General features: G+C 65.9%; 18 protein-coding genes. 7 read left to right on the top strand and 11 right to left on the bottom strand.

Going from position 1 to position 19,409, the window contains the following annotated elements; all coding sequences use genetic code 11:
- From alr to rpsF, 6 genes are all read right to left on the bottom strand, one after another.
- Positions 1 to 1,131 carry an alanine racemase gene (gene alr, locus ACSQ24_RS13030; protein ID WP_436095085.1) on the bottom strand — a complete coding sequence of 377 codons (1,131 nt, stop codon included), beginning with the start codon at positions 1,129 to 1,131 and terminating at the stop codon, positions 1 to 3.
- Complete coding sequence (locus ACSQ24_RS13025; protein ID WP_436095084.1) at positions 1,128 to 2,621, bottom strand: replicative DNA helicase; 1,494 nt, start codon at positions 2,619 to 2,621, stop codon at positions 1,128 to 1,130. Before ACSQ24_RS13025 ends, alr begins: the two co-directional genes overlap by 4 nt.
- Positions 2,622 to 2,773: 152 nt before the next feature.
- Positions 2,774 to 3,340 carry a 50S ribosomal protein L9 gene (gene rplI / locus ACSQ24_RS13020; protein WP_436095083.1) on the bottom strand — a complete coding sequence of 189 codons (567 nt, stop codon included), beginning with the start codon at positions 3,338 to 3,340 and terminating at the stop codon, positions 2,774 to 2,776.
- A 51-nt stretch (positions 3,341 to 3,391) separates the two neighbouring features.
- Positions 3,392 to 4,336, bottom strand: coding sequence for a hypothetical protein (locus ACSQ24_RS13015; RefSeq protein WP_436095082.1), 945 nt, complete (start codon positions 4,334 to 4,336; stop codon positions 3,392 to 3,394).
- 187 nt (positions 4,337 to 4,523) lie between these two features.
- Entirely contained in the window at positions 4,524 to 4,769 is a 246-nt protein-coding gene (gene rpsR, locus ACSQ24_RS13010) for a 30S ribosomal protein S18 (RefSeq protein WP_038367644.1), read from the bottom strand.
- Positions 4,770 to 4,771: 2 nt separating this feature from the next.
- Positions 4,772 to 5,224: a 30S ribosomal protein S6 gene (gene rpsF, locus ACSQ24_RS13005; RefSeq protein WP_436095081.1), complete on the bottom strand. Its 453-nt coding sequence runs from the start codon at positions 5,222 to 5,224 to the stop codon at positions 4,772 to 4,774.
- 346 nt (positions 5,225 to 5,570) lie between these two features.
- Between rpsF and fabD the strand changes: the two genes are divergently transcribed.
- The 7 genes from fabD (at position 5,571) to gmk (ending at position 12,374) form a co-directional block, all read left to right on the top strand.
- On the top strand, positions 5,571 to 6,515 hold the full coding sequence (gene fabD / locus ACSQ24_RS13000; RefSeq protein WP_436095080.1) for an ACP S-malonyltransferase: 945 nt from the start codon (positions 5,571 to 5,573) through the stop codon (positions 6,513 to 6,515).
- A gap of 30 nt (positions 6,516 to 6,545) precedes the next feature.
- On the top strand, positions 6,546 to 7,283 hold the full coding sequence (gene fabG / locus ACSQ24_RS12995; protein WP_436095079.1) for a 3-oxoacyl-[acyl-carrier-protein] reductase: 738 nt from the start codon (positions 6,546 to 6,548) through the stop codon (positions 7,281 to 7,283).
- 255 nt (positions 7,284 to 7,538) lie between these two features.
- Complete coding sequence (locus ACSQ24_RS12990) at positions 7,539 to 7,772, top strand: acyl carrier protein (protein ID WP_043236751.1); 234 nt, start codon at positions 7,539 to 7,541, stop codon at positions 7,770 to 7,772.
- Positions 7,773 to 7,948: 176 nt separating this feature from the next.
- Complete coding sequence (fabF, locus tag ACSQ24_RS12985; protein ID WP_436095078.1) at positions 7,949 to 9,214, top strand: beta-ketoacyl-ACP synthase II; 1,266 nt, start codon at positions 7,949 to 7,951, stop codon at positions 9,212 to 9,214.
- 134 nt (positions 9,215 to 9,348) lie between these two features.
- Positions 9,349 to 10,755, top strand: a complete 1,407-nt coding sequence (gene mltG / locus ACSQ24_RS12980) for an endolytic transglycosylase MltG (protein ID WP_436095077.1) — start codon at positions 9,349 to 9,351, stop codon at positions 10,753 to 10,755.
- A gap of 84 nt (positions 10,756 to 10,839) precedes the next feature.
- Entirely contained in the window at positions 10,840 to 11,721 is an 882-nt protein-coding gene (locus ACSQ24_RS12975) for a YicC/YloC family endoribonuclease (protein ID WP_436095076.1), read from the top strand.
- Complete coding sequence (gene gmk, locus ACSQ24_RS12970; RefSeq protein WP_436095075.1) at positions 11,721 to 12,374, top strand: guanylate kinase; 654 nt, start codon at positions 11,721 to 11,723, stop codon at positions 12,372 to 12,374. The genes ACSQ24_RS12975 and gmk overlap by 1 nt, the downstream gene beginning before the upstream one ends.
- On the opposite strand, the gene rsmA is transcribed toward gmk, so the two are convergent.
- From rsmA to lptF, 5 genes are read right to left on the bottom strand one after another with little or no spacing between them, the layout of a single operon-like run.
- Complete coding sequence (gene rsmA / locus ACSQ24_RS12965; protein ID WP_436095074.1) at positions 12,375 to 13,235, bottom strand: 16S rRNA (adenine(1518)-N(6)/adenine(1519)-N(6))-dimethyltransferase RsmA; 861 nt, start codon at positions 13,233 to 13,235, stop codon at positions 12,375 to 12,377.
- Positions 13,232 to 14,251, bottom strand: a complete 1,020-nt coding sequence (gene pdxA / locus ACSQ24_RS12960; RefSeq protein ID WP_436095073.1) for a 4-hydroxythreonine-4-phosphate dehydrogenase PdxA — start codon at positions 14,249 to 14,251, stop codon at positions 13,232 to 13,234. Before pdxA ends, rsmA begins: the two co-directional genes overlap by 4 nt.
- 46 nt (positions 14,252 to 14,297) lie before the next feature.
- Positions 14,298 to 16,832 (bottom strand): LPS-assembly protein LptD, encoded by a 2,535-nt coding sequence (locus ACSQ24_RS12955; protein ID WP_436095072.1) that lies wholly within the window; start codon positions 16,830 to 16,832, stop codon positions 14,298 to 14,300.
- A 36-nt stretch (positions 16,833 to 16,868) separates the two neighbouring features.
- Positions 16,869 to 17,957: an LPS export ABC transporter permease LptG gene (gene lptG, locus ACSQ24_RS12950; RefSeq protein WP_436095071.1), complete on the bottom strand. Its 1,089-nt coding sequence runs from the start codon at positions 17,955 to 17,957 to the stop codon at positions 16,869 to 16,871.
- Positions 17,957 to 19,147 (bottom strand): LPS export ABC transporter permease LptF, encoded by a 1,191-nt coding sequence (gene lptF, locus ACSQ24_RS12945; RefSeq protein WP_436095070.1) that lies wholly within the window; start codon positions 19,145 to 19,147, stop codon positions 17,957 to 17,959. Before lptF ends, lptG begins: the two co-directional genes overlap by 1 nt.
- Positions 19,148 to 19,409 lie beyond the last annotated feature (262 nt).

The raw sequence follows: 19,409 nt of genomic DNA, 5'->3' as shown, positions 1-19,409 counted from the left end.
TCAAAGCCCGACATAGCGCCGCGCATGGCGGCGGCCGAGGCTGGTCAGGATCTCATAGCCGATGGTCTTGGCGCCGGCGCCAACCACTTCCAGATCAAGTTCGCCGCCGATCAGCGTCACAGGCGCGCCGCGCATAGCCGCATCGGTTGGCGCATCGGAGACGTCGATGATGATCAGATCCATCGAGACCGTGCCGACGAAGGGGCAGCGCACGCCGCCGACCAGCGCCGAGCCGCCCTGCGAACGATCGGTCCAGCTGCCATTGCGTGGATAGCCGTCGGCATAGCCGAGGCAGATGGTCGCCAGCTTGCGCCGGCCTTTTGCCGTCCAGGTGCCGTTATAGCCCACCTGGGTGCCGGCCTCGACTTCGCGCAACTGGATGATCCGGGCTTCGAGCCCGACGACCGGCCGCATCGGGTTCGGCTTTCCGGGAGTTGGATTGCCGCCATAGAGCGCGTAGCCCGGCCGGGTCAGCTGGTAGGAGGGGCAGTTCGGCAGGAAATGGCCGGAGGAATTCAGCAGTGACGCCGGCACGCCGGGGAAGGCCGAGGCGATCTCGGCGAAGGCGGCGATCTGCCGGGTGTTGGCGGGGTCGTCGACGACCTCGGAGGCGGCGAAATGGCTCATCACCAGCCCGATCCCGGCCGCGGCGATCACCCCGCTCTTCTCGCGCGCTAAGTCGAGCCCTTCGCCCGGCCAGAGTCCGAGGCGGTTCATGGCGGTGTCGACATGCAGCGCCGCCGGCCGGACCTTGGCGCCGCTCTGCCGGAAGCCGGCCCATTCGAGCAGTTCCTCATGCGAGCCCAGAACCGGCGAGAGATCGTGCTCGGCGAAAGCTCCGCCTGTCTCCGGCGCCAGGCCGTTGAGCACGTAGATCGTCGCCTCCGGCGCGACGGCGCGGGCGCGCACCGCTTCCGAGAGGTGCGCGACGAAGAAGGTCTTGCAGCCGGCCTTGGCGAGTGCGGTGACGGCCGGTTCGATGCCGATGCCGTAGGCATTGGCCTTGACCACGGCCGCCGCTTCCGTGCCGGCACGTTGCCTGAGCAGGCGCCAATTGGCGGTGAGCGCGCCGAGATCGATGGTCAGCAGGGCGCCGTGGCCGGCGTTCTCGGGGGTATCGAAGGCGTTCATTCGAGACGTTCCGGTAGATGGCTCTGGTCAGCCCTGTCGGAGAAGCGCGTCACGTCGGCGTCGAACTGCAAGGCGACGGTTCCGGTCGGGCCATGGCGCTGCTTGCCGATGATGAGTTCGGCGAGCCCGTGGGCCGCCTCCATCTCCATCACCCACTTGTTGTGCTCCTCGGTGCCCGGCCTGGGCTCCTTGCCCTTGAGATAATACTCTTCGCGGTAGACGAACATCACTACGTCGGCGTCCTGCTCGATCGAGCCGGATTCACGCAGGTCCGAGAGCTGTGGGCGCTTGTCGTCGCGGCTCTCGACCTGACGCGAAAGCTGCGAGAGCGCGACGATCGGGACGTTGAGTTCCTTGGCCAGCGCCTTCAGGCTGGTGGTGATCTCGGTCAGCTCCTGCACGCGGTTCTGGCCGTTCTTGGCCGAGCCGGAGAGGAGCTGGAGATAGTCGATGAACAGGATGTCGAGCCCCTTCTGGCGCTGCAGCCTTCGGGCGCGGGCGACGAGCTGGGCGATCGAGATGCCGCCGGTCTGGTCGATATAGAGCGGCAGCTTCTCGATCTGGGCGGCGACATCGGTCAGCCGGGCGAAGTCGGCCTCGGTGATGCGGCCCTGCCTGATCTTGTAGGACGAGATGCCAGACTGCTCGGCGACGATACGGGTCGCGAGCTGGTCGGCCGACATTTCGAGCGAGAAGAAGCCGACGATCGCGCCGTCGACCGATTTGAGCGAACCGTCATCCTGGCGTTCGCCGCGCCAGGCCCTGGCCATGTTGAAGGCGATGTTGGTGGCGAGCGAGGTCTTGCCCATGGCGGGGCGGCCGGCGAGCACGATCAGGTCGGAGCGCTGCAGCCCGCCCATGCGCTGGTCGAGGTCGCGCAGGCCCGACGAGATGCCCGAGAGACCGCCGGCGCGCTGGAAGGCGCTGGCCGCCATGTCGATGGCGAGCCGGAGCGCCCCGTCGAATTTCTGGAAGCCGCCCTCATAGCGGCCCTTCTCGGCGAGCGCGTAGAGCTTGCGCTCGGCGTCCTCGATCTGCTCGCGCGGCGCCATCTCGACCGGCGCGTCATAGGCGACGTTGACCAGCTCCTCGCCGACGCCGATCAGCTGGCGGCGGATGGCGAGGTCGTAGACGGTTCGTCCGTAGTCGCCGGCGTTGATGACCGTCGTCGCTTCGGCGGCGAGCCGGGCCAGGTATTGGGACGCCGTGACGCCGCCGAGATCGATCTCGCCGATGAAGGTCTTGAGCGTGATCGGAGTCGCGATCTTGCCTGCCCGGATCAGGCTCGCCGTCATCTCGAAGATGCGCCGGTGCAGCTCCTCGAAGAAATGATCGGGCAACAGGAAGTCCGAGACGCGATAGAACGCGTCGTTGTTGACCAGGATGGCGCCCAGCAGCGCCTGCTCCGCCTCGATGTTGTGCGGCTGGACGCGGAAGTTGGCCTCACGGCTGGTATCGAGGCGGGTGACGAGGGCGGTGGCGCTGGACATGGTTTTGGATAGGTCAACGTCGGCGAGTCATGAACCTGAACAAAATAAGAACATTCTGAATAGCATCGACTCAACCCCACTGTCCACAGCGCATGAAAAAGGGCGCCGTGTTGCCACGGCGCCCGTTGACTCGGGTAAGCGTCTGGAAGTGCTCAGCGGTCGTCGTTGTCGCCGGCCTCGGCCAGCGCCGCACCGACCTCGAGGCCGAGATCGTCGAGGTCGAACTCCTCGCGGGCCGTGACGTTCTCGCCGGCGGCCTGGCGCTGGGCTTCTTCGGCGGAGCGGGCGACGTTCACGGTCACGGTGACCGAGACCTCCGGATGCAGCACGACCGGGAGGGTATGCAGGCCGAGTGTCTTGATCGGGGTGTTGAGCGTGACCTGGTTGCGGTCGACCGAGAAGCCTGCGGCGCTCAGCGCCTCGGCGATGTCGCGGGTCGAGACCGAGCCATAGAGCACGCCGGATTCGCCGGACTGGCGCAGGATCACGACCGACTGGCCGTTCAGGCTCTCGGCGACCGAATCGGCCTCCTGCTTCAGCTCGAGGTTGCGGGTCTCGAGCTGGGCGCGCTGGGTCTCGAAGCGCTTCTTGTTCTCTTCCGTGGCGCGCAGGGCCTTGCCGCGGGCGAGCAGGAAATTGCGGGCATAGCCGTCGCGGACGCGCACGGTCTCGCCCATCTGGCCGAGCTTGGCGACACGTTCGAGCAGGATCACTTCCATGGGTCTTCTCCTTCAGAGTTCGTAATCGAGGGTCTTGGGCAGGCGTGGGTTTCAGGCAGCAGGCGACGTCGGCGGTTTGCGCCGACGAAGGTCGATCAGCGCGTCGGCGATGCCGAGCAGCGCGAGGAACGGAAAGACGGTGACCAGCATGATCACCAGCGCGAGATAGAGAGCGAACAGGGTCGGCGACCGCCAGGCCTTGCCGCGACTGAGATCGTGCACGGCGGTGAGGCCGGCGAGGCCAAAGGCGGCGATCAGCGCCCCGGCCAGGGCCGCTCCGGCCAGGCCGATGAAGCCACCGACGACGCTCAGCAGGATGCCACCAACGAGCCAGGCAACGGCCACGGTCGGCAGGCGCGTAGCTGGGATGAAAGGCCAAGGCCGCGGCAGTCGGCCGGAGAGCTGTACGGCCTTCGCGGCCAGCCAGAGATTGGCGACGATCATCGGCACGAAGGAAGCGCCGGCGGCGACCGGGACGAGGAGGGCGAGCTGTGCTGCGAGCTCGCCGGCATCGACGCCGGGCGGCAAGCGCACGACCGGGCTGATGCCCTCGCCACCGCTGAACAGGAGCTGCAGCCCATGCGTCATCACGCGGTGATAGGTCTCGAAGTCGGTCGAGATCGCCATTGCGCCACCAACCGTCACCAACGTCGCGACGGCGGCGATCCAGACGAGCAGGCGCCCGAGCGGATACCATTCGCTCGTACCCGTTTCGTCGGTGCGCGCCAGCAAGGCGAGATAGGCGATCCACCAGGCCGGCAACGCCGCCCCGATAGCGAAGGCGAGTCCCAGCGAGAGCTTGAGCACGACGGTGACGGCGATCGTTCCGGCGGCGACCGCGACCAGTCCGGCGCGGTGGTTCCAGCCGAGCGCCGCGATGAAGACCGGGAGCGGCGCGACATAAGACAACAGCAGCGCCAGCGGCGATCCGGTGATCACCACTGTGAACAGAAGGGCTGAGACCAGCCCGGCGCCGATGCCGACGATTGGTAGCATATCCGTCCTGCTGTCCCGCTGCTCGAAAGGGCAGGGTGAGAGGCTGTCGCCTCAACATACCAGACGGGGTTTCACCGCCTGGCGACTCGAAAGCATCGGCCCGAAAAGTGGAAAAGCCGATGCTATAGGCCTATGTCAGATCGAAGACCCGGCGGCGCTGGGCGCCGCCGGGGAAATCCTCACCCGCTCAGCGGATGACGTAGGGCAGCAAGCCGAGGAAGCGGGCGCGCTTGATCGCCTGGGCGAGCTCGCGCTGCTTCTTGGCCGAAACGGCCGTGATGCGCGACGGCACGATCTTGCCGCGCTCGGAGATGTAGCGCGAAAGCAGGCGCACATCCTTGTAGTCGATCTTCGGCGCGCCCTCGCCCGAGAACGGGCAGGACTTGCGGCGGCGGAAGAAGGGGCGGCGGGCGCCGGCAGATGCAGTCGACATGCTCAGGCCTCCCCGGCAACGGTTTCGGTGGCTTCGTCTTCACGACGCGGGCGCTCGCGGCGCGGGCCACGGTCACGGTCGAAGCGGTCGCCGCCCGGGCCGCGATCGAAGCGATCGCTGCGCTCGTCGCGGTCGCGCTTCTGCAGCATGACCGACTGACCTTCCTCGAGTTCCTCGACGCGGATGGTCATGAAGCGCAGCACGTCCTCGTTGATGCGCATCTGGCGCTCCATCTCGGCCACGGCGGCCGCGGGAGCGTTGATGTTCAGGAGCGAGTAGTGCGCCTTGCGGTTCTTCTTGATGCGATAGCCCAGCGACTTCACACCCCAGTACTCGACTTTGGGGATGGAACCGCCATTCGCCTCGATAATGCCCTTGAACTGCTCGACAAGGGCCTCGACCTGCTGCGCGCTGACATCTTGCCGCGCGAGCAGAACGTGCTCGTACAATGCCATGGATGGCCTTTCTTCGTTCACCGGTTTCGTTCGACGCGGAGCCCTCCGAGCCCTGGATAAAGGCCCGACAGGATTTCTTCGAAGGCGGAGACACGGGACGGCGGCCCTCCAAGAACGAGGAGCCTGCGAAACGCTTCCTGGGGAATCGCTTCGCCGTCCGTTCAGCCTCCGGCCGAACAAACCGAGGCGGTCGTTACATCGTGGCGGCGTGCCATGCAAGCCGAAAACATCGGAAAACGTCGATGCAAGTCGACTTTCGTCACGTAAACGCCTTGACTTGGCCGGCTGCACGGTGCGAGTGCGCCCAAACTTGTTAACCAAGCATCATTTTTGGGACCATTGCGACATGGCCACGGCTTTCATCTTTCCAGGGCAGGGTTCGCAGGCGGTCGGCATGGGCAAGGCGCTTGCCGAAGCCTTCCCGGTAGCGCGCGCCGTCTTCGACGAGGTCGACGCCGCGCTCGCGCAGAAGCTCTCCACCCTGATGTGGGAAGGCCCGGCCGAGGAGCTGACCCTGACCGCCAACGCTCAGCCGGCCCTGATGGCGGCAAGTCTTGCTGCGATCCGCGTGCTCGAGGCCGAGGCGGGCCTTTCGCTCAAGAACGACGCCGCTTTCGTCGCCGGCCATTCGCTCGGTGAATATTCGGCACTGGCTGCGGCCGGCACCTTCTCGATCGGCGATGCGGCCCGGCTGCTGCGCATCCGCGGCGACGCCATGCAGAAGGCTGTGCCGGCCGGTGAGGGGGCGATGGCGGCGCTGCTTGGCGTCGAGCTCGACCAGGCCCGTGCCATCGCTGCCGATGCCGCCGAGGGCCAGGTCTGCCAGGTGGCCAACGATAATGGCGGCGGCCAGGTCGTGCTCTCGGGCGCCAAGGCGGCGGTCGAACGGGCTATCGCGCTCGCTGGCGAGCGCGGCGTGCGTCGCGCCATGCTCCTGCCGGTCTCCGCGCCATTCCACTGCGCCTTGATGCAGCCGGCCGCCGAAGCGATGCAGGCGGCGCTGGCCGAGGTTTCGATGCAGGCTCCGGTCGTGCCCGTCATGGCCAATGTCGGCGCGGCCCCGCTCAGCGATCCGGCCGCGATCCGCGCCTCGCTGGTGGCGCAGGTCACTGGTACGGTGCGCTGGCGCGAATGCGTCGAGGCGATGGCGGCTAGCGGCGTGAGCCAGTTCTACGAGGTCGGCTCAGGCAAGGTGCTCGCTGGCCTGGTCAAGCGCATCGCCACGGGAACCGCGGCGGCGTCGATCGGATCTCCGGACGACATCGCCGCGTATAAGGCCCAGAAGGGCTGAACGGCGCAAAAGCCGGACAAGGGAGGCAATATGCTCGATCTGACGGGAAAAAAGGCGCTGGTCACCGGCGCCACCGGCGGTCTCGGCGGCGCCATTGCGCGGCGGCTTCATGCCCAGGGCGCGACCGTCGCCCTGTCCGGTACGCGGGTCGAGGCGCTGGAGGCGCTGGCAAAGGAGTTGGGCGAGCGGGCCGAAATCACGCCCTGTGATCTGTCCAACCGCGATTCGGTCGAGGCACTGGTGCCGGCGGCCGAAGCCAAGCTCGGCGGGCTCGACATCCTCGTCAACAATGCCGGCGTGACCCGCGACAACCTCTTCATGCGCCTGAAGGACGAGGACTGGGATCTGGTGCTCGCCGTCAATCTCACCGCGGCCTTCCGGCTCTCTCGCGCGGCGGTGAAGAGCATGATGCGCCGACGCTATGGCCGCATCGTCTCGATCGGCTCGGTTGTGGGCACGAGCGGCAATCCAGGGCAAGGCAACTACGCTGCCTCCAAGGCCGGCCTGATCGGCATGTCGAAGTCGCTGGCCGCGGAAGTGGCGAGCCGCAACATCACCGTCAATGTCGTCGCACCGGGCTTCATCGAGTCGCCCATGACCGAAGTGCTGAACGAGAAGCAGCGCGAGGGTATTCTCGCCGACGTTCCGATGGGCCGGCTCGGGCAGGGAGCGGACATTGCTGCCGCTGTCGCCTATCTCGCCAGCGCCGAAGCCGGTTACATCACCGGGCAGACCCTGCACGTCAACGGTGGAATGGCAATGATCTGAGCCGGTTAGGCTGGCCTTTTTACTCATCTAAAGGTATGGGCTGCGCTCTCGCCAGCCTATTACGAGTGTGTTAATGACCCAGCCGGCCAAGCGCCGACCGACATTCTTGGGACTTGACGCCGGCCCGGTTGTTGCGTTTGTGCAGCCATGAACTCCCGGCGTGGTTCGCCGCCAGGCGAAGGTCCGAGCCGGGAAATCAGTTTTCACCCACGCGTCGCTTTCAGCGGTGTGTTTTCGAGTTTGAGGGAAAGACCCATGAGCGATGTCGCCGAGCGCGTGAAGAAGATCGTGATCGAGCACCTCGGCGTTGAGCCGGAGAAGGTTGTCGAAGGCGCCAATTTCATTGAGGACCTCGGTGCGGACAGCCTCGACACCGTCGAGCTGGTCATGGCTTTCGAGGAAGAGTTCGGCGTCGAGATCCCCGACGACGCGGCCGAGACGATCGTGACCGTCGGCGACGCGGTCAAGTTCTTGTCGAAGTCGGCCTGACAAGGCCTTGGTCCCGGCGCGCTGGAGCCGGATGATTTCAGTTGGAATTGCAAGGCGATTCCAACTGAAATCTGAATCCGCCTCTCATCAAACGTGGGAGCAGGATTCATGCGAAAACCGGTTTCCACGTTTTTGCATCCTGCTCCAGCGCGCCGAGGCTGAATTGAGGAAGACCGATGCGGCGTGTCGTCGTCACCGGACTGGGGATGGTGACACCGCTTGGTTGCGGGGTTGAACCGAGCTGGTCGCGCATTCTGGCTGGCGAAAGTGGCGCCTGCCCTATCACTACCTTCGACGTGTCCGACCTGCCGGCGCAGATCGCCTGTATTGTTCCACGCGGCGACGGCTCGAACGGCACCTTCAATCCCGACGATTGGATGGAGCCGAAAGAGCAGCGCAAGGTCGACGATTTTATCATTTTTGCCATGGCTGCGGCGACGCAAGCGTTGCGGGATTCCGGCTGGAAGCCAGAGAGCTATGAGGACCAGATCGCGACCGGTGTCGCCATCGGCTCCGGCATCGGCGGGCTGGGCGGCATCTACGAGGCCTCGCTGCTCCTGAAGGAGCGCGGTCCGCGCCGACTGTCGCCCTTCTTCATTCCCGGGCGCCTCAGCAATCTCGCCGCCGGCTATGTCTCGATCGAACATGGCTTGAAGGGACCGAACCACGCGGTCGTCACCGCCTGCTCGACCGGCGCCCATGCCATTGGCGATGCGGCCCGCATGGTTGCGCTCGGCGATGCCGAGGTCATGCTGGCGGGCGGTGCTGAATCCGCGGTCAACCGTATCGGTATTGCCGGCTTCTGTGCCTGCCGGGCATTGTCGACCGGCTTCAACGAGACCCCCGAGAAGGCCTCGCGCCCTTATGACAGGGATCGCGACGGCTTTGTCATGGGCGAGGGCGCTGGCGTCGTCGTGCTCGAGGAGCTGGAGCACGCCAGGTCGCGCGGCGCGCGCATCTATGCCGAGATCATCGGCTATGGCATGTCGGGCGATGCCTATCATATCACCTCGCCCTCCGAGGATGGTGACGGCGCCTATCGCTGCATGCAGGCAGCGCTGAAGCGGGCTGGCCTGCGCGCCTCGGATGTCGACTACATCAACGCCCATGGTACCTCGACCCAGGTCGGTGACGAGATCGAGCTGCGCGCCGTCGAACGCCTGCTCGCCAACGCTCCGAATCGACCGGCCATGTCCTCGACCAAATCGGCGACCGGCCATCTGCTCGGTGCTGCCGGCGCGATCGAGGCGATCTTCTCGATCCTGGCCATCCGCGATCAGGTCGTGCCGCCGACGATCAATCTCGACAATCCCTCCGTCGAGACCGAGCTCGATCTGGTGCCGCACAAGGCAAAGAAGCGGAAGGTCGACATCGCTCTGTCGAACTCGTTCGGTTTCGGCGGGACCAACGCCTCGCTGGTGATGCGTCGCTTCGTCGACTGACGACAAGCGCGCTTTCGCCACAATTTTCGCTAGCCTGTCGCCGCCGTCGTGCCAGTATGCGGCCGGCGTTGCCACTAGATCGGATCGACGCCGGCATCGCCGGTCGCGATGTCAGGGAATCGGGCGAAAGCATCATGAGTCAGCCGCCTCGCGTCGCGCCGAGGAGTCCAAACGAGGCGTTGAAACCTGTCGCACCGCCGGCTCCACCGCCGAAGGTGCGCAAGCGGCGGCGTTCGCCCTTCATCGGCTTGCTCAGTGGACTGTTCACCGCGACCCTCGTCCTGGCCGGTGTCGTCGGTGGCGGCGTCGCCTATCTCGACAGCCGCAGCAAGGCGCCGGGCCCACTCGCCACAGATCGCGTGCTGATCATCCCAAAGGAGAACGGGGTGACGGAGATTGCCGAGTTGCTGCAGCGCGAGGGGCTGATCGAGCACCCCTGGGCCTTCAAGGTCGCGGCGTTCACCTCGGGCAAGGCCGCCAGCCTGAAGGCCGGCGAATACCTGTTCAAGGCGCGCGCCAGCCAGAAGGAGATCCTCGACGTCATCGCCGAGGGCAAGGCGGTCGAGCATTCCATCACCATCCCCGAGGGGCTGACGAGCGAGCAGATCATGGCCCGCCTGCAGCAGAGCGATCTGCTCACGGGCGACGTCATCCAGGTGCCGCGCGAAGGCCAGATCCTGCCCGATACCTACAAGTTCCAGCGTGGCTCGACACGCCAGGCCATCGTCGACCGGATGACTCGCGACCAGCGCCGCATCCTCAACGAGGTCTGGGCCAAGCGCCCGGCCGATCTGCCGATCAAGACGCCGCAGGAACTGGTGATCCTCGCCTCGATCGTCGAGAAGGAGACCGGCCGTGCCGACGAGCGGCCGCGCGTCGCAGGTGTCTTCATCAATCGGATGAACCGAAAGATGAAGCTGCAATCCGACCCGACGATCGTCTACGGGCTCGTCGGCGGCAAGGGCACGCTCGGACGCGGAATTACGCGCCCCGAGATCACCCAGGCGACGCCCTACAACACCTATGTGATCGAAGGCCTGCCGCCAGGGCCGATCGCCAATCCGGGCCGCGCGGCACTCGAGGCGGTGGTCAACCATTCGCGGACCAAGGACCTCTATTTCGTCGCGGACGGCAGTGGCGGGCACGCTTTCGCCGAGAGCCTGGAGCAGCACAACCGCAACGTCGCGCGCTGGCGCCAGGTCGAGTCGGCCCGCCGCGAGGCCGGCCGCCCGCCGGTCGACGGCGGTGTCGACCGGGCCGAGCCGCCACCGGCGACCGACCAGCGCACCGAAGCGCCTGCCGCCACCCGGCAAGATGGCCAGGCCGCGACGGCGCCCGGTCAGGCCGAGCCGGAGAGCTTCCCGGTTCCGGGCAACCGCCGCGCCGCGGCCGGCCAACCCGTGCAGGCTGGCGCGGCCGCTGGGCCTGCCGGGACACGGGCCCGCGCCTTCGACGCCTCCGAAGGCACTGCCCGGGATCCGCTGCTGAACAAGACCTTCGACCTCAACAGCCCCAAGCAGGTGCCCCCGCTGAAGCCCTGACAGATCTTTCCACATCTCGCGCTTGTGGACGTCGCCGGCCCTGAATAGGGTCCGCGCGCAACGCGAGAAGGAAAACGGCGGCCGATGGCGATCGAGAGTATGACGGGGTTCGCGCGCGAGGCCGGTACATCCGGAGCGCACGCCTTTGCCTGGGAGGTCCGCAGCGTCAACGGCCGCGGCCTCGATGTCCGCGTTCGCGTCCCGACCGGTTTCGACAGCTTTTCCGAAGCGGCGCGCAAGCAGTTCTCTGCTGCGTTCACCCGCGGAACCCTCCACATCAGCCTGACCATCACCAGCGAAGCTTCAGCCCCGCGCCCGCGCATCAACCAGGAGGCGCTCGCCGCCCTGATCGACGCCACGAGCCAGGTGCAGCTACCGACCGGTATTGCCCCGGCGACGCTCGATGGTCTGCTGGCGATCCGCGGCGTGGTCGAGATATCCGAGGAGAGCGGAGATGCTTTTTCGACGCTCGAAAAACCGGTGCTCGCCGCGCTTGCGGACACGATCGTGGCGCTGAAGCAGGCGCGGCTCGCCGAAGGGCGGGCACTCGAGGCGATCATCAATGGTCACCTCGACACCATCGCCCGCCTCACCATCGCGGCTGAATCCCATCCCGGTCGCAGCGCCGAGGCGATCCGTTCGCGACTCGCGGCACAGGTCACGGCCCTGCTGGAGGCGAGCACCGCGCTTGAGCCGCAGCGCCTGCATCAGGAAGCTGCGCTGCTGGCGGTCAAGGCCGATATCCGCGAGGAGATCGACCGGCTCCACGCTCATGTCGCAGCGCTCCGCGAACTACTTGTTCAGGGCGGGCCGATCGGCCGCAAGCTCGACTTCCTGGCGCAGGAGTTCGGTCGCGAGGCGTCGACGCTTTGCGCCAAGGCGGGCGATCCCGGCCTGTCGCGGATCGGGCTCGAATTGCGCACGACCGTCGACCAGCTGCGCGAGCAGGTCCAGAACGTGGAGTGATGGCGATGGTCGATCCTACCCGCCCGGCCCGCCGCGGCCTCATGCTGATCCTGTCGTCGCCGTCCGGCGCCGGCAAGTCGACGCTGACCCGGACCTTGTCACAGAGGGAAACCAATCTCGACCTCTCGATCTCGGTGACGACGCGCGGGAAGCGCCCCTCCGAGATGGACGGCGTCCATTACCGCTTTATCGATCGCGATGCCTTCGACCTGCTGCGCCAGCGCGATGAGCTGCTGGAGTGGGCCGAGGTCCACGGCAATGGCTACGGCACGCCGTGCAAGCCCGTCGAGGAGGCGTTGAAGGCTGGCCGCGACGTGCTGTTCGACATCGATTACCAGGGCACGCAGCAGATCCTCGAGAAGGCGCGCGAGGACGTCGTCGCGATCTTCATCCTGCCGCCCTCCATGGCCGAGCTGCGCTCGCGGCTGGTCCGGCGTGCAGAGGACGCGCCGGAGGTGATCGCGCGCCGGCTCGACAATGCCCGCGACGAGATCGCGCGCTGGAGCGTCTACGATTATGTCATCGTCAATGACGATTTTGGCGCCGCCTATGAATCGGTTCGTTCGATCCTGGCGGCCGAGCGGCTGAAGCGCAGCCGCGCGGTCGGCATGGCGGCCTTCGTCGAGACCTTGCTCGCCGAGAAGGTCGGCTGATCAGCTGCGTGGGGCCGACGCCAGCGCGTTGGCGAGCGCGACGAAGCCGCTGACTGAAACCTCCTCGGCCCGCATGGTCGGCGATAGTCCGGCTGCTTCGATCATCGCCGCAGGATCGGCGAGCACGGCCTTGAGGCTCTGGCGCAGCATCTTCCGCCTCTGGCCGAACGCGGCGAGCGTGACCCGTTCGAGCAGCCGGCGATCGCATGGCTCAGGATTCTGCCGCGGCACCAGCTGAACGATCGAGGAGGTGATCTTGGGCTGCGGCACGAAGGCGGTCTTCGGCACGTCGAACAGGATCTTCGTCTCGCAGCGCCAATTGGCGAGCACGGCGAGCCGGCCATAGGCAGCGCGCTGTTCCGGTGTCGCGACGATGCGTTCGGCCACCTCGCGCTGGAACATCAGCGTCAACGATATCCACCAGGGCGGCCAGGGCTCGGCGCTGAGCCAACCCACCAGCAACGGCGTGCCGATATTATAGGGCAGGTTGGCGACGATCCGCGCCTGGCTGCCGCCGAGCAGGCCGGAGAGGTCGACAGCGAGCGCATCGCCATCGACGACATCGAGACGCCCCGGATAGTGGGCGCCGATCTCGGCCAGCGCCGGCATGCAGCGTCGGTCGCGCTCGATAGCGATGACCCGGCCTGCGCCGTTCGCCAGCAGGGCGCGGGTGAGTCCGCCGGGGCCAGGACCGATCTCGACGATGGTCTGACCGTCCAGCGGGCCGGCGGACCGCGCGATCCGGCCGGTCAGGTTGAGGTCGAACAGGAAGTTCTGGCCGAGTGCCTTCTGCGCCATCAGCCCATGGCGCTCGACCACCTCGCGCAGCGGCGGCAACCCGTCCGGAGAGATGGCGCTCATGCGGGAGTCTTGCTTTCGGCTGCAGCCATGCGGGCCGCAAGCTTAAGCGCCGCGCACAGGCTGTCCGGCCGGGCGATGCCCTTGCCGGCAATGTCGAACGCCGTGCCGTGGTCCGGCGAGGTTCGGATGAAGGGCAAGCCGAGCGTGACGTTGACGCCCTCGTCGAAGGCGATCGTCTTGATCGGGATCAGCGCCTGGTCGTGATACATGCCGAGCGCCACGTCGTAGCCGGTACGGGCCCGGGCATGGAACAGGGTGTCGGCCGGATAGGGGCCGCTGGCATCGATGCCGAGCCTTCGCAGCTGTTCGACTGCGGGGGCGATCACCGCCGCATCCTCCTTGCCGAGAGCACCGCCTTCGCCCGCGTGAGGGTTGAGGCCGCACAGGGCCAGCCGAGGCCGCAAGATGCCGAAGCGGCGCTCGAGGTCGGCGGCCGCGATCCGGCCGGTCTCGACGATCAACTCCGTCGTCAGCTGCCCCGGCACCGCCGCCAGGGGGATATGGATGGTGACCGGAATGACCGCGAGCCCTTCCGACCAGATCATCATCACCGGCCGCGGTGTCGCCTTTCGGCCACGGCCCGCCAGCTCGGCCAGGAACTCGGTATGGCCAGGGTGCTGGAAACCGGCGGCATAGAGCACGCTCTTGGCGATTGGATTGGTGACGAGCGCTGCGGCCTGCCCGGCCTCGACAGCCTCGACCCCGCGCTCGATCGCTTCGATCACGCCGCCGGCGTTGGCGGGATCGGGAAATCCGGATCGCGCTGGCGAGCTATTGTCGAGCTCGATCACAGGCAGGGCGGTCGCGAAGCAGGCTTCGGCCTCATCCCAGCCGACACTGCGCAACTGCACCTGGAGGCCGAGCCGCTCCGCCAAACCCGTTAGCGCCATAGCACTGCCAAGATAGGCGAAGGGCGGAATGGAGCGCTCCTCACGCTGCCTCCAGGCGGCGAGCGCCAACTCTGGGCCGATCCCGGCAGGATCGCCCTGAGTCAGAGCCAGGAGACGCTGGCTCAAGCGCGGTCCCATTCAGCGGCTTTGGAAAACGCCAGCATGGGCGCCATCAATTGCTGGACGCGACACCGTCGCCGGAGCTGCTCGCACCCAGGTTCTGCGAATAACTGATCTCGCCGAGCGTGCGCAGCTCGAGACGGAACATGACCGTCCGCGTATCCTTCGCCGAGCCCGCCTGCCTGTCGGCATAGGACTGCGAATAGGTCACGTCGAAGATCGTGCACTCATCCTGATAGCGCAGGCCGAGCGAAGCCGCCGCCGTCTGGAACGGGCCCGTGTTCGGATAGATCGGGTTCGGGGTGCTGGCCGGGTTCGCCATGTAGGCCGACACCGCGTCGCGATAGCGCTCGCGATCGTACTTGAACTTGTCGAGATCGAACAGAACGCTGCCGCGCACGCTCCAGTACTGGGCGAACGAGACGGACTGGGTGAGGCTGAGACCTTCGCGGCGGCGCGGGATGCCCAGATCGGGCTGCGGCTCGTAGCGGCTGTAGCCGACCGTCGTCGTCAGGAACCGGTAGTTGAACGCGGCGGAGGCGTCGACACGCTGCGCCTCGAAGGTCGACTCGTCGAAACGCCCACCTGCCTGCAGCAGCAAGCCCTTGAACGGTTGAAGCTGTGCCTTGGCGACATAGTCGGAGCGGCGGGTGTCCAGGCCCGAGTTGAGGCCGGTATTCGCCAGGTCACCGCTGGCATAGGAGTTGCGGCCGCCGAGCTGGTAGGATTGGCCGAACAGCAAGTTCGCGTAGGATTCCTTGCCGAACGTGCCGCTATAGCGCAGGCCGATATTGGCCCGGCTGCCGCCCTCGACCCGGTCGTATCCGGAGAACTTGTTCCATTCGAACAGGTTGGTGTCGTCGAAGACGAGACTCTGCGAATCTTCGTTGGCGACGCGCAGGCTGTTCGTCTCGTTCGGGCGCGCCACGACCTGCGCGACCGGCTCGAGAATATGCGTTCCCCAGGAGGTCGAGGCGACGAAGGGGAACCGGTACATCAGGCCGATCGCCGGCATCGCGCGGCCGAACACCTCGTCCGAGACGTCGGCTATCGTGCTGACATTGGCGTTGGTGTAGCTGGTGGTGTTCGGGTTGAGCGAGAACACGTCCGCTCTCAGCGAGGCATAAGGTGTCCAGACCTGACCGATCGGATCGACGAAGTTGCGCCGCCAATCGACCTCGGCAGTGGCGCGCGCGATCGAGCCAGCGAGGCCGGTCACGAGGCATTGCCCCTTCTGATAGACCGCGCAGCCGTCGAACAGTGAATAGCTCGGAGTGTTGATCAGGTAGTTCTTCTGGAGCGGCAGTTCCTTGAAGGAAGCCGCCTCGCGCGTCAGATGCGTCAGATTGACGGTGAACGACAGCTCGCCGCCGATCATCGACGGCTTGTGGATCCGCCGGTTGTAGTCGACGACCGGCCCGACGACCGGCTGCTGCTTCTGCCAGTCGTAATAGGTCAGCGGCTGGAAGTAGTAGCCGCGCATGTCGAACCAGGCGTTCGCCGTCTGGCCGTTGAGCGAGACGGTCGAGGTCGATTCCTGCAGATAGGTCGACGCGGTGATGCTCTCGCTGCGGATCCGGTAGTTCTTGAAGAAGAACCGGTCGGTCGCGGCCGCGACGTCCCAGCTGAAGTTCCAGCGCGGATTGATGAACACCTTGCCGGAGCTCTCGACCGAGCCGCGGAACTCGTCGTCACCGGCACCGAAGGGGCTCGGCAGGAAAGCCTCCTTTTCCTGCTGGAAGATGCCGGCGGCGCGGATGTTGTACGAGCCGTTGACGAAACGATGCCGCCACTCGACCTCACCGAGCAGGCCCTGGCGCGAAAGATAGGTCGGCGTCACCGTCAGATCGTAGTTCGGCGCGAGATTGATGAAATAGGGCAGGCCGACGCCATAGCCGAGCGCCGAGGTGTTGATGAACTTTGGCGCCAGGAAGCCGGTCTTGCGCTTAACGGTCGCGTCCGGCCCCGACATGTACGGGATATAGGCGATCGGGATGCCGGCGAACTCCAGCCGGGCCTCCTCGTAGTAGATCATCTGCTCGGACTTCTTGTGGATGATCCGGGCAGCGCGCACCTGCCAGAACGGCGGGCGCTCGGGTTGATCGACGCAAGGCTCGCAGGCCGTGTAGATGCCCTTGTCGAAGACGAAGACCTCGCCGTCGGTACGCTCGGCGCGCGGCGCCGAGAACCGCGTCTTGTCGGTGTTCACCACGCGCAGCGAATCGATGAAGCCGTCGCGGAAGTCGTCGGTCAGGTTGAAACGGTCGCCGGTGATCACCGTGCCATTGGATTCGGTGATGCGGGCGTTGCCGGTCGCGACCACGCGCTTGCTCTGGCGGTCATAGACGACGCGATCGGCCTCGATCGTACGGCCCTGATAAAGAATCTGGACATCGCCGACCGCGGAAACCGTGTTGTTGTCCTTGTCATAGACGAGCTCGCGCGCGTCGACGACCATGCGCTCCTGCGGCTTGGCCGCCGGAGTTTGGGCATAGGCCAGGCTCGTCCAGCCGAGGACCGGGGCAAGTGTCGTTGCCAGCGCGGTCGCAGCTGCAAGGCGCGTGATGCGTCTTAGGCCGGAAGCCATGAACTCAATCCAAAATTAACCATAGCCACCGTATTCTCAGCCGTCTTCCTGATGGAGGAGGGCGAGCGCGCCGAGCAGCGTGCCCACGATCGCGGGCAGCCAAGCGGCCACCGAGGCATTGACGATGCCCGATGAGCCCAATTCCTCAGATAACTGTGTCGCCACATAGAGCATGAACCCGGCCGCGACGCCACCTACCACCAATCTCGTCACACCACCAAACCGGAAAAATCTTAAGGAAACGGATGCCGCGACCAAGATCATGGCGATCAGCAGGAGCGGCCGTGCCTTGAGGGATTCATAGCGCAGCTCGTAGCGTGTCGTATCAAGCCCGGCCTTGCGGGTCCGGTCGAGTACGGCCGGCATCGACCAGAACCCGACAGAATCGGGCGGCGTGAAACTTTGTCGCACCTGGTCGGGCTCCAGCGTCGTCGCGATCAGGTATGTCGAGTACGTCTGTGGCTCTTCCGTGGCGGACGTGACCCGAGCCTCCGACAATTCCCAGTAGCCGTGATAGAGCACAGCCTGCTTCGCTTCTATGCGTTCGCTGAAGCCGCCATCGGGGGAGAAGGTGAAGAACGCGACCTGGGCGAGCCCCACGCCGTCTCCCAGAGCCGCGGCGGCGCGGATGATCGCCTGGCCGTCCATGCTGCGCTGGCGAATCCAGATCTCCTTGCCGCCGACGATCTGCCCGGTCCGGGCGAAGAGCGAGGCCTCCAGCGCGGTGGCGCGCTGCTTCAGCTCGGCGGCGACCGGATTGTAGATTCCGATCGAGACGAGGCCGACCGCGCCTGCGACCAGCGCTGCCGGCTGCAGGAATTGCCAGGCCGAGATGCCGACCGAGCGGGCAACGACCAGCTCGAGCTTCCGGCTGAGATTGAGCAGGGCGAACATGCCGCCGAACAGCACCGCGAACGGGAAGATCTGCTCTGCCACCGAGGGTGCCCGGTAGAGCGCGAGTTGGATGATGCTCGGTGTCGTCGCCGTCGGGGAATCGCCGGCACGCCGCATCAGCTCGACGAAGTCGAGCGTCGCGATCAGGAAGAAGAAGGTGCCGAACACACTCAGGATCGCGCGCAGGAAGCGCTGCGTCAGATAGCGGCCGAAGGTCTTGAACAGCAGCATCAGGCGCGCCGGAAACGTGCTGCGAGGGCAACGAAGGGTGCGATCAGCGGCTCCGTCAGCTGGTCGATGAGGACACGGGTTCGTGAGCCGAAGCCGATGGCGAAGGCCGACAGGAGGATCGTTCCGATCGGCAGGATGTAGAGCAGGGCGGCAGCCAGAGGAGAACGCACGCTGGCGGTCCAGGCGGCATAAGCGCCGATCCTGATGGCGCCGACTAGGAGGATGGCGATCTGGATCGCGGCGGCGCGGCCCTGGCGGGTGGTACGCGCCTCGCCGAGAATGGCGAAGGCGACCAGCATAAAGGCGATCGGGTAGAGCGGCGCCGACAGGCGATTGTGCAGCTCCGCCCGGAAGCGGCCTTCCTGGAGCTTGTAGTAGGGTTCGTTCGGGTTCTGCGTCAGCAGCGCCCAAGTGGTGCGTTCGCGCGGCTTGTAGATGACCTTGTCGCCGTCACCACTGCCGGCGCCGTCGGAATCGCCCGTCAGCGCGGAGAGATTGAGCGCATAGCGTTCGAACGAGATGATCGAGCTCGAGTTCTGGCTGCGGCTCTCGCGCTGGATCGTTCCCTTCTCCAGCATCAAAAAGCTGTTTCCGTCGGCCTCGGCCGACTGGCCGCGCTCGGCGATGTAGACGGCAGGCTGGTTGGGATCGCGTCGATCCTGCATGAAGATGCCGAGCAGGGCCTGTCCCTGCTTCTCGCGATAATGGAAGGTGACGCCGGAATCGAGCGAGACGAACTGGCCTTCCTTGATCACGTTCGCGACGAAGTCGGCACGGATCAGGGTGATGAGGTCGCGCAGCGCCCGGAAGCCGGCCGGCATCACCCCCAGCGATATCCAGCCGACCAAAGCGGAGGTTATCAGGGTCAGCACGATGAAGGGCCGCGTCAGCCGACGCGGGGGGACGCCCGCGGCGTTCATCACGATCAGCTCGGAATCGCTGTTGAGCTTGTTGAGCGTGTAGAGCGTCGCCATGAACAAGGCGACCGGCGCGATGCCCGCGATCAACGCCGGCAGCGAGAGCAGGGTCACGGTGAAGAAGATCACCAGCGTCTGGCCCTTGCCGGTGATGAGGTCGACCTCACGCAGCGCCTGCGTGACCCAGATCACGCTCGTCAGGCCGACCAGCAGAATCACTGCCGCACCGGCGGCGATCTTCAGGATATAGCGGTCGAGAAGTCCGAAGCGCACGCGGTGACGATCCTGGGCCGGCGGTCGTTTGAGCCCGTTCCGATCAGCTTGTATCGCAAGCTGTCGGAAAAACGGTCTCAATCTAAAAGTGAGAGACGGATTCACCGATCGGATTGAAACAACCCGATCGGACCCGGCTCTGAAGGCGCTCCCCTTGGACGGCTCGCCTCGAACTCCCTATGGTATAGCTTCGATCATGGCGCAAACGGGAATCGTTTGTGGCCTTTGCGAGCCCCCGCCTCGGTCGGCTCCTTCCGCCAAC

Source organism: Allobosea sp. LjRoot237 (assembly GCF_964253285.1).
Taxonomy (GTDB): domain Bacteria; phylum Pseudomonadota; class Alphaproteobacteria; order Rhizobiales; family Beijerinckiaceae; genus Allobosea.
This window is presented reverse-complemented; position numbering and strand designations above follow the sequence as displayed.

What these genes read in the sequence shown, in the direction of transcription:
- alr (WP_436095085.1), bottom strand. Translation starts at nt 1,131, where the DNA reads ATGAACGCCTTCGATACCCCCGAGAACGCCGGCCACGGCGCCCTGCTG.
- ACSQ24_RS13025 (WP_436095084.1), bottom strand. Translation starts at nt 2,621, where the DNA reads ATGTCCAGCGCCACCGCCCTCGTCACCCGCCTCGATACCAGCCGTGAG.
- rplI (WP_436095083.1), bottom strand. Translation starts at nt 3,340, where the DNA reads ATGGAAGTGATCCTGCTCGAACGTGTCGCCAAGCTCGGCCAGATGGGC.
- ACSQ24_RS13015 (WP_436095082.1), bottom strand. Translation starts at nt 4,336, where the DNA reads ATGCTACCAATCGTCGGCATCGGCGCCGGGCTGGTCTCAGCCCTTCTG.
- rpsR (WP_038367644.1), bottom strand. Translation starts at nt 4,769, where the DNA reads ATGTCGACTGCATCTGCCGGCGCCCGCCGCCCCTTCTTCCGCCGCCGC.
- rpsF (WP_436095081.1), bottom strand. Translation starts at nt 5,224, where the DNA reads ATGGCATTGTACGAGCACGTTCTGCTCGCGCGGCAAGATGTCAGCGCG.
- fabD (WP_436095080.1), top strand. Translation starts at nt 5,571, where the DNA reads ATGGCCACGGCTTTCATCTTTCCAGGGCAGGGTTCGCAGGCGGTCGGC.
- fabG (WP_436095079.1), top strand. Translation starts at nt 6,546, where the DNA reads ATGCTCGATCTGACGGGAAAAAAGGCGCTGGTCACCGGCGCCACCGGC.
- ACSQ24_RS12990 (WP_043236751.1), top strand. Translation starts at nt 7,539, where the DNA reads ATGAGCGATGTCGCCGAGCGCGTGAAGAAGATCGTGATCGAGCACCTC.
- fabF (WP_436095078.1), top strand. Translation starts at nt 7,949, where the DNA reads ATGCGGCGTGTCGTCGTCACCGGACTGGGGATGGTGACACCGCTTGGT.
- mltG (WP_436095077.1), top strand. Translation starts at nt 9,349, where the DNA reads ATGAGTCAGCCGCCTCGCGTCGCGCCGAGGAGTCCAAACGAGGCGTTG.
- ACSQ24_RS12975 (WP_436095076.1), top strand. Translation starts at nt 10,840, where the DNA reads ATGGCGATCGAGAGTATGACGGGGTTCGCGCGCGAGGCCGGTACATCC.
- gmk (WP_436095075.1), top strand. Translation starts at nt 11,721, where the DNA reads ATGGCGATGGTCGATCCTACCCGCCCGGCCCGCCGCGGCCTCATGCTG.
- rsmA (WP_436095074.1), bottom strand. Translation starts at nt 13,235, where the DNA reads ATGAGCGCCATCTCTCCGGACGGGTTGCCGCCGCTGCGCGAGGTGGTC.
- ACSQ24_RS12955 (WP_436095072.1), bottom strand. Translation starts at nt 16,832, where the DNA reads ATGGCTTCCGGCCTAAGACGCATCACGCGCCTTGCAGCTGCGACCGCG.
- lptG (WP_436095071.1), bottom strand. Translation starts at nt 17,957, where the DNA reads ATGCTGCTGTTCAAGACCTTCGGCCGCTATCTGACGCAGCGCTTCCTG.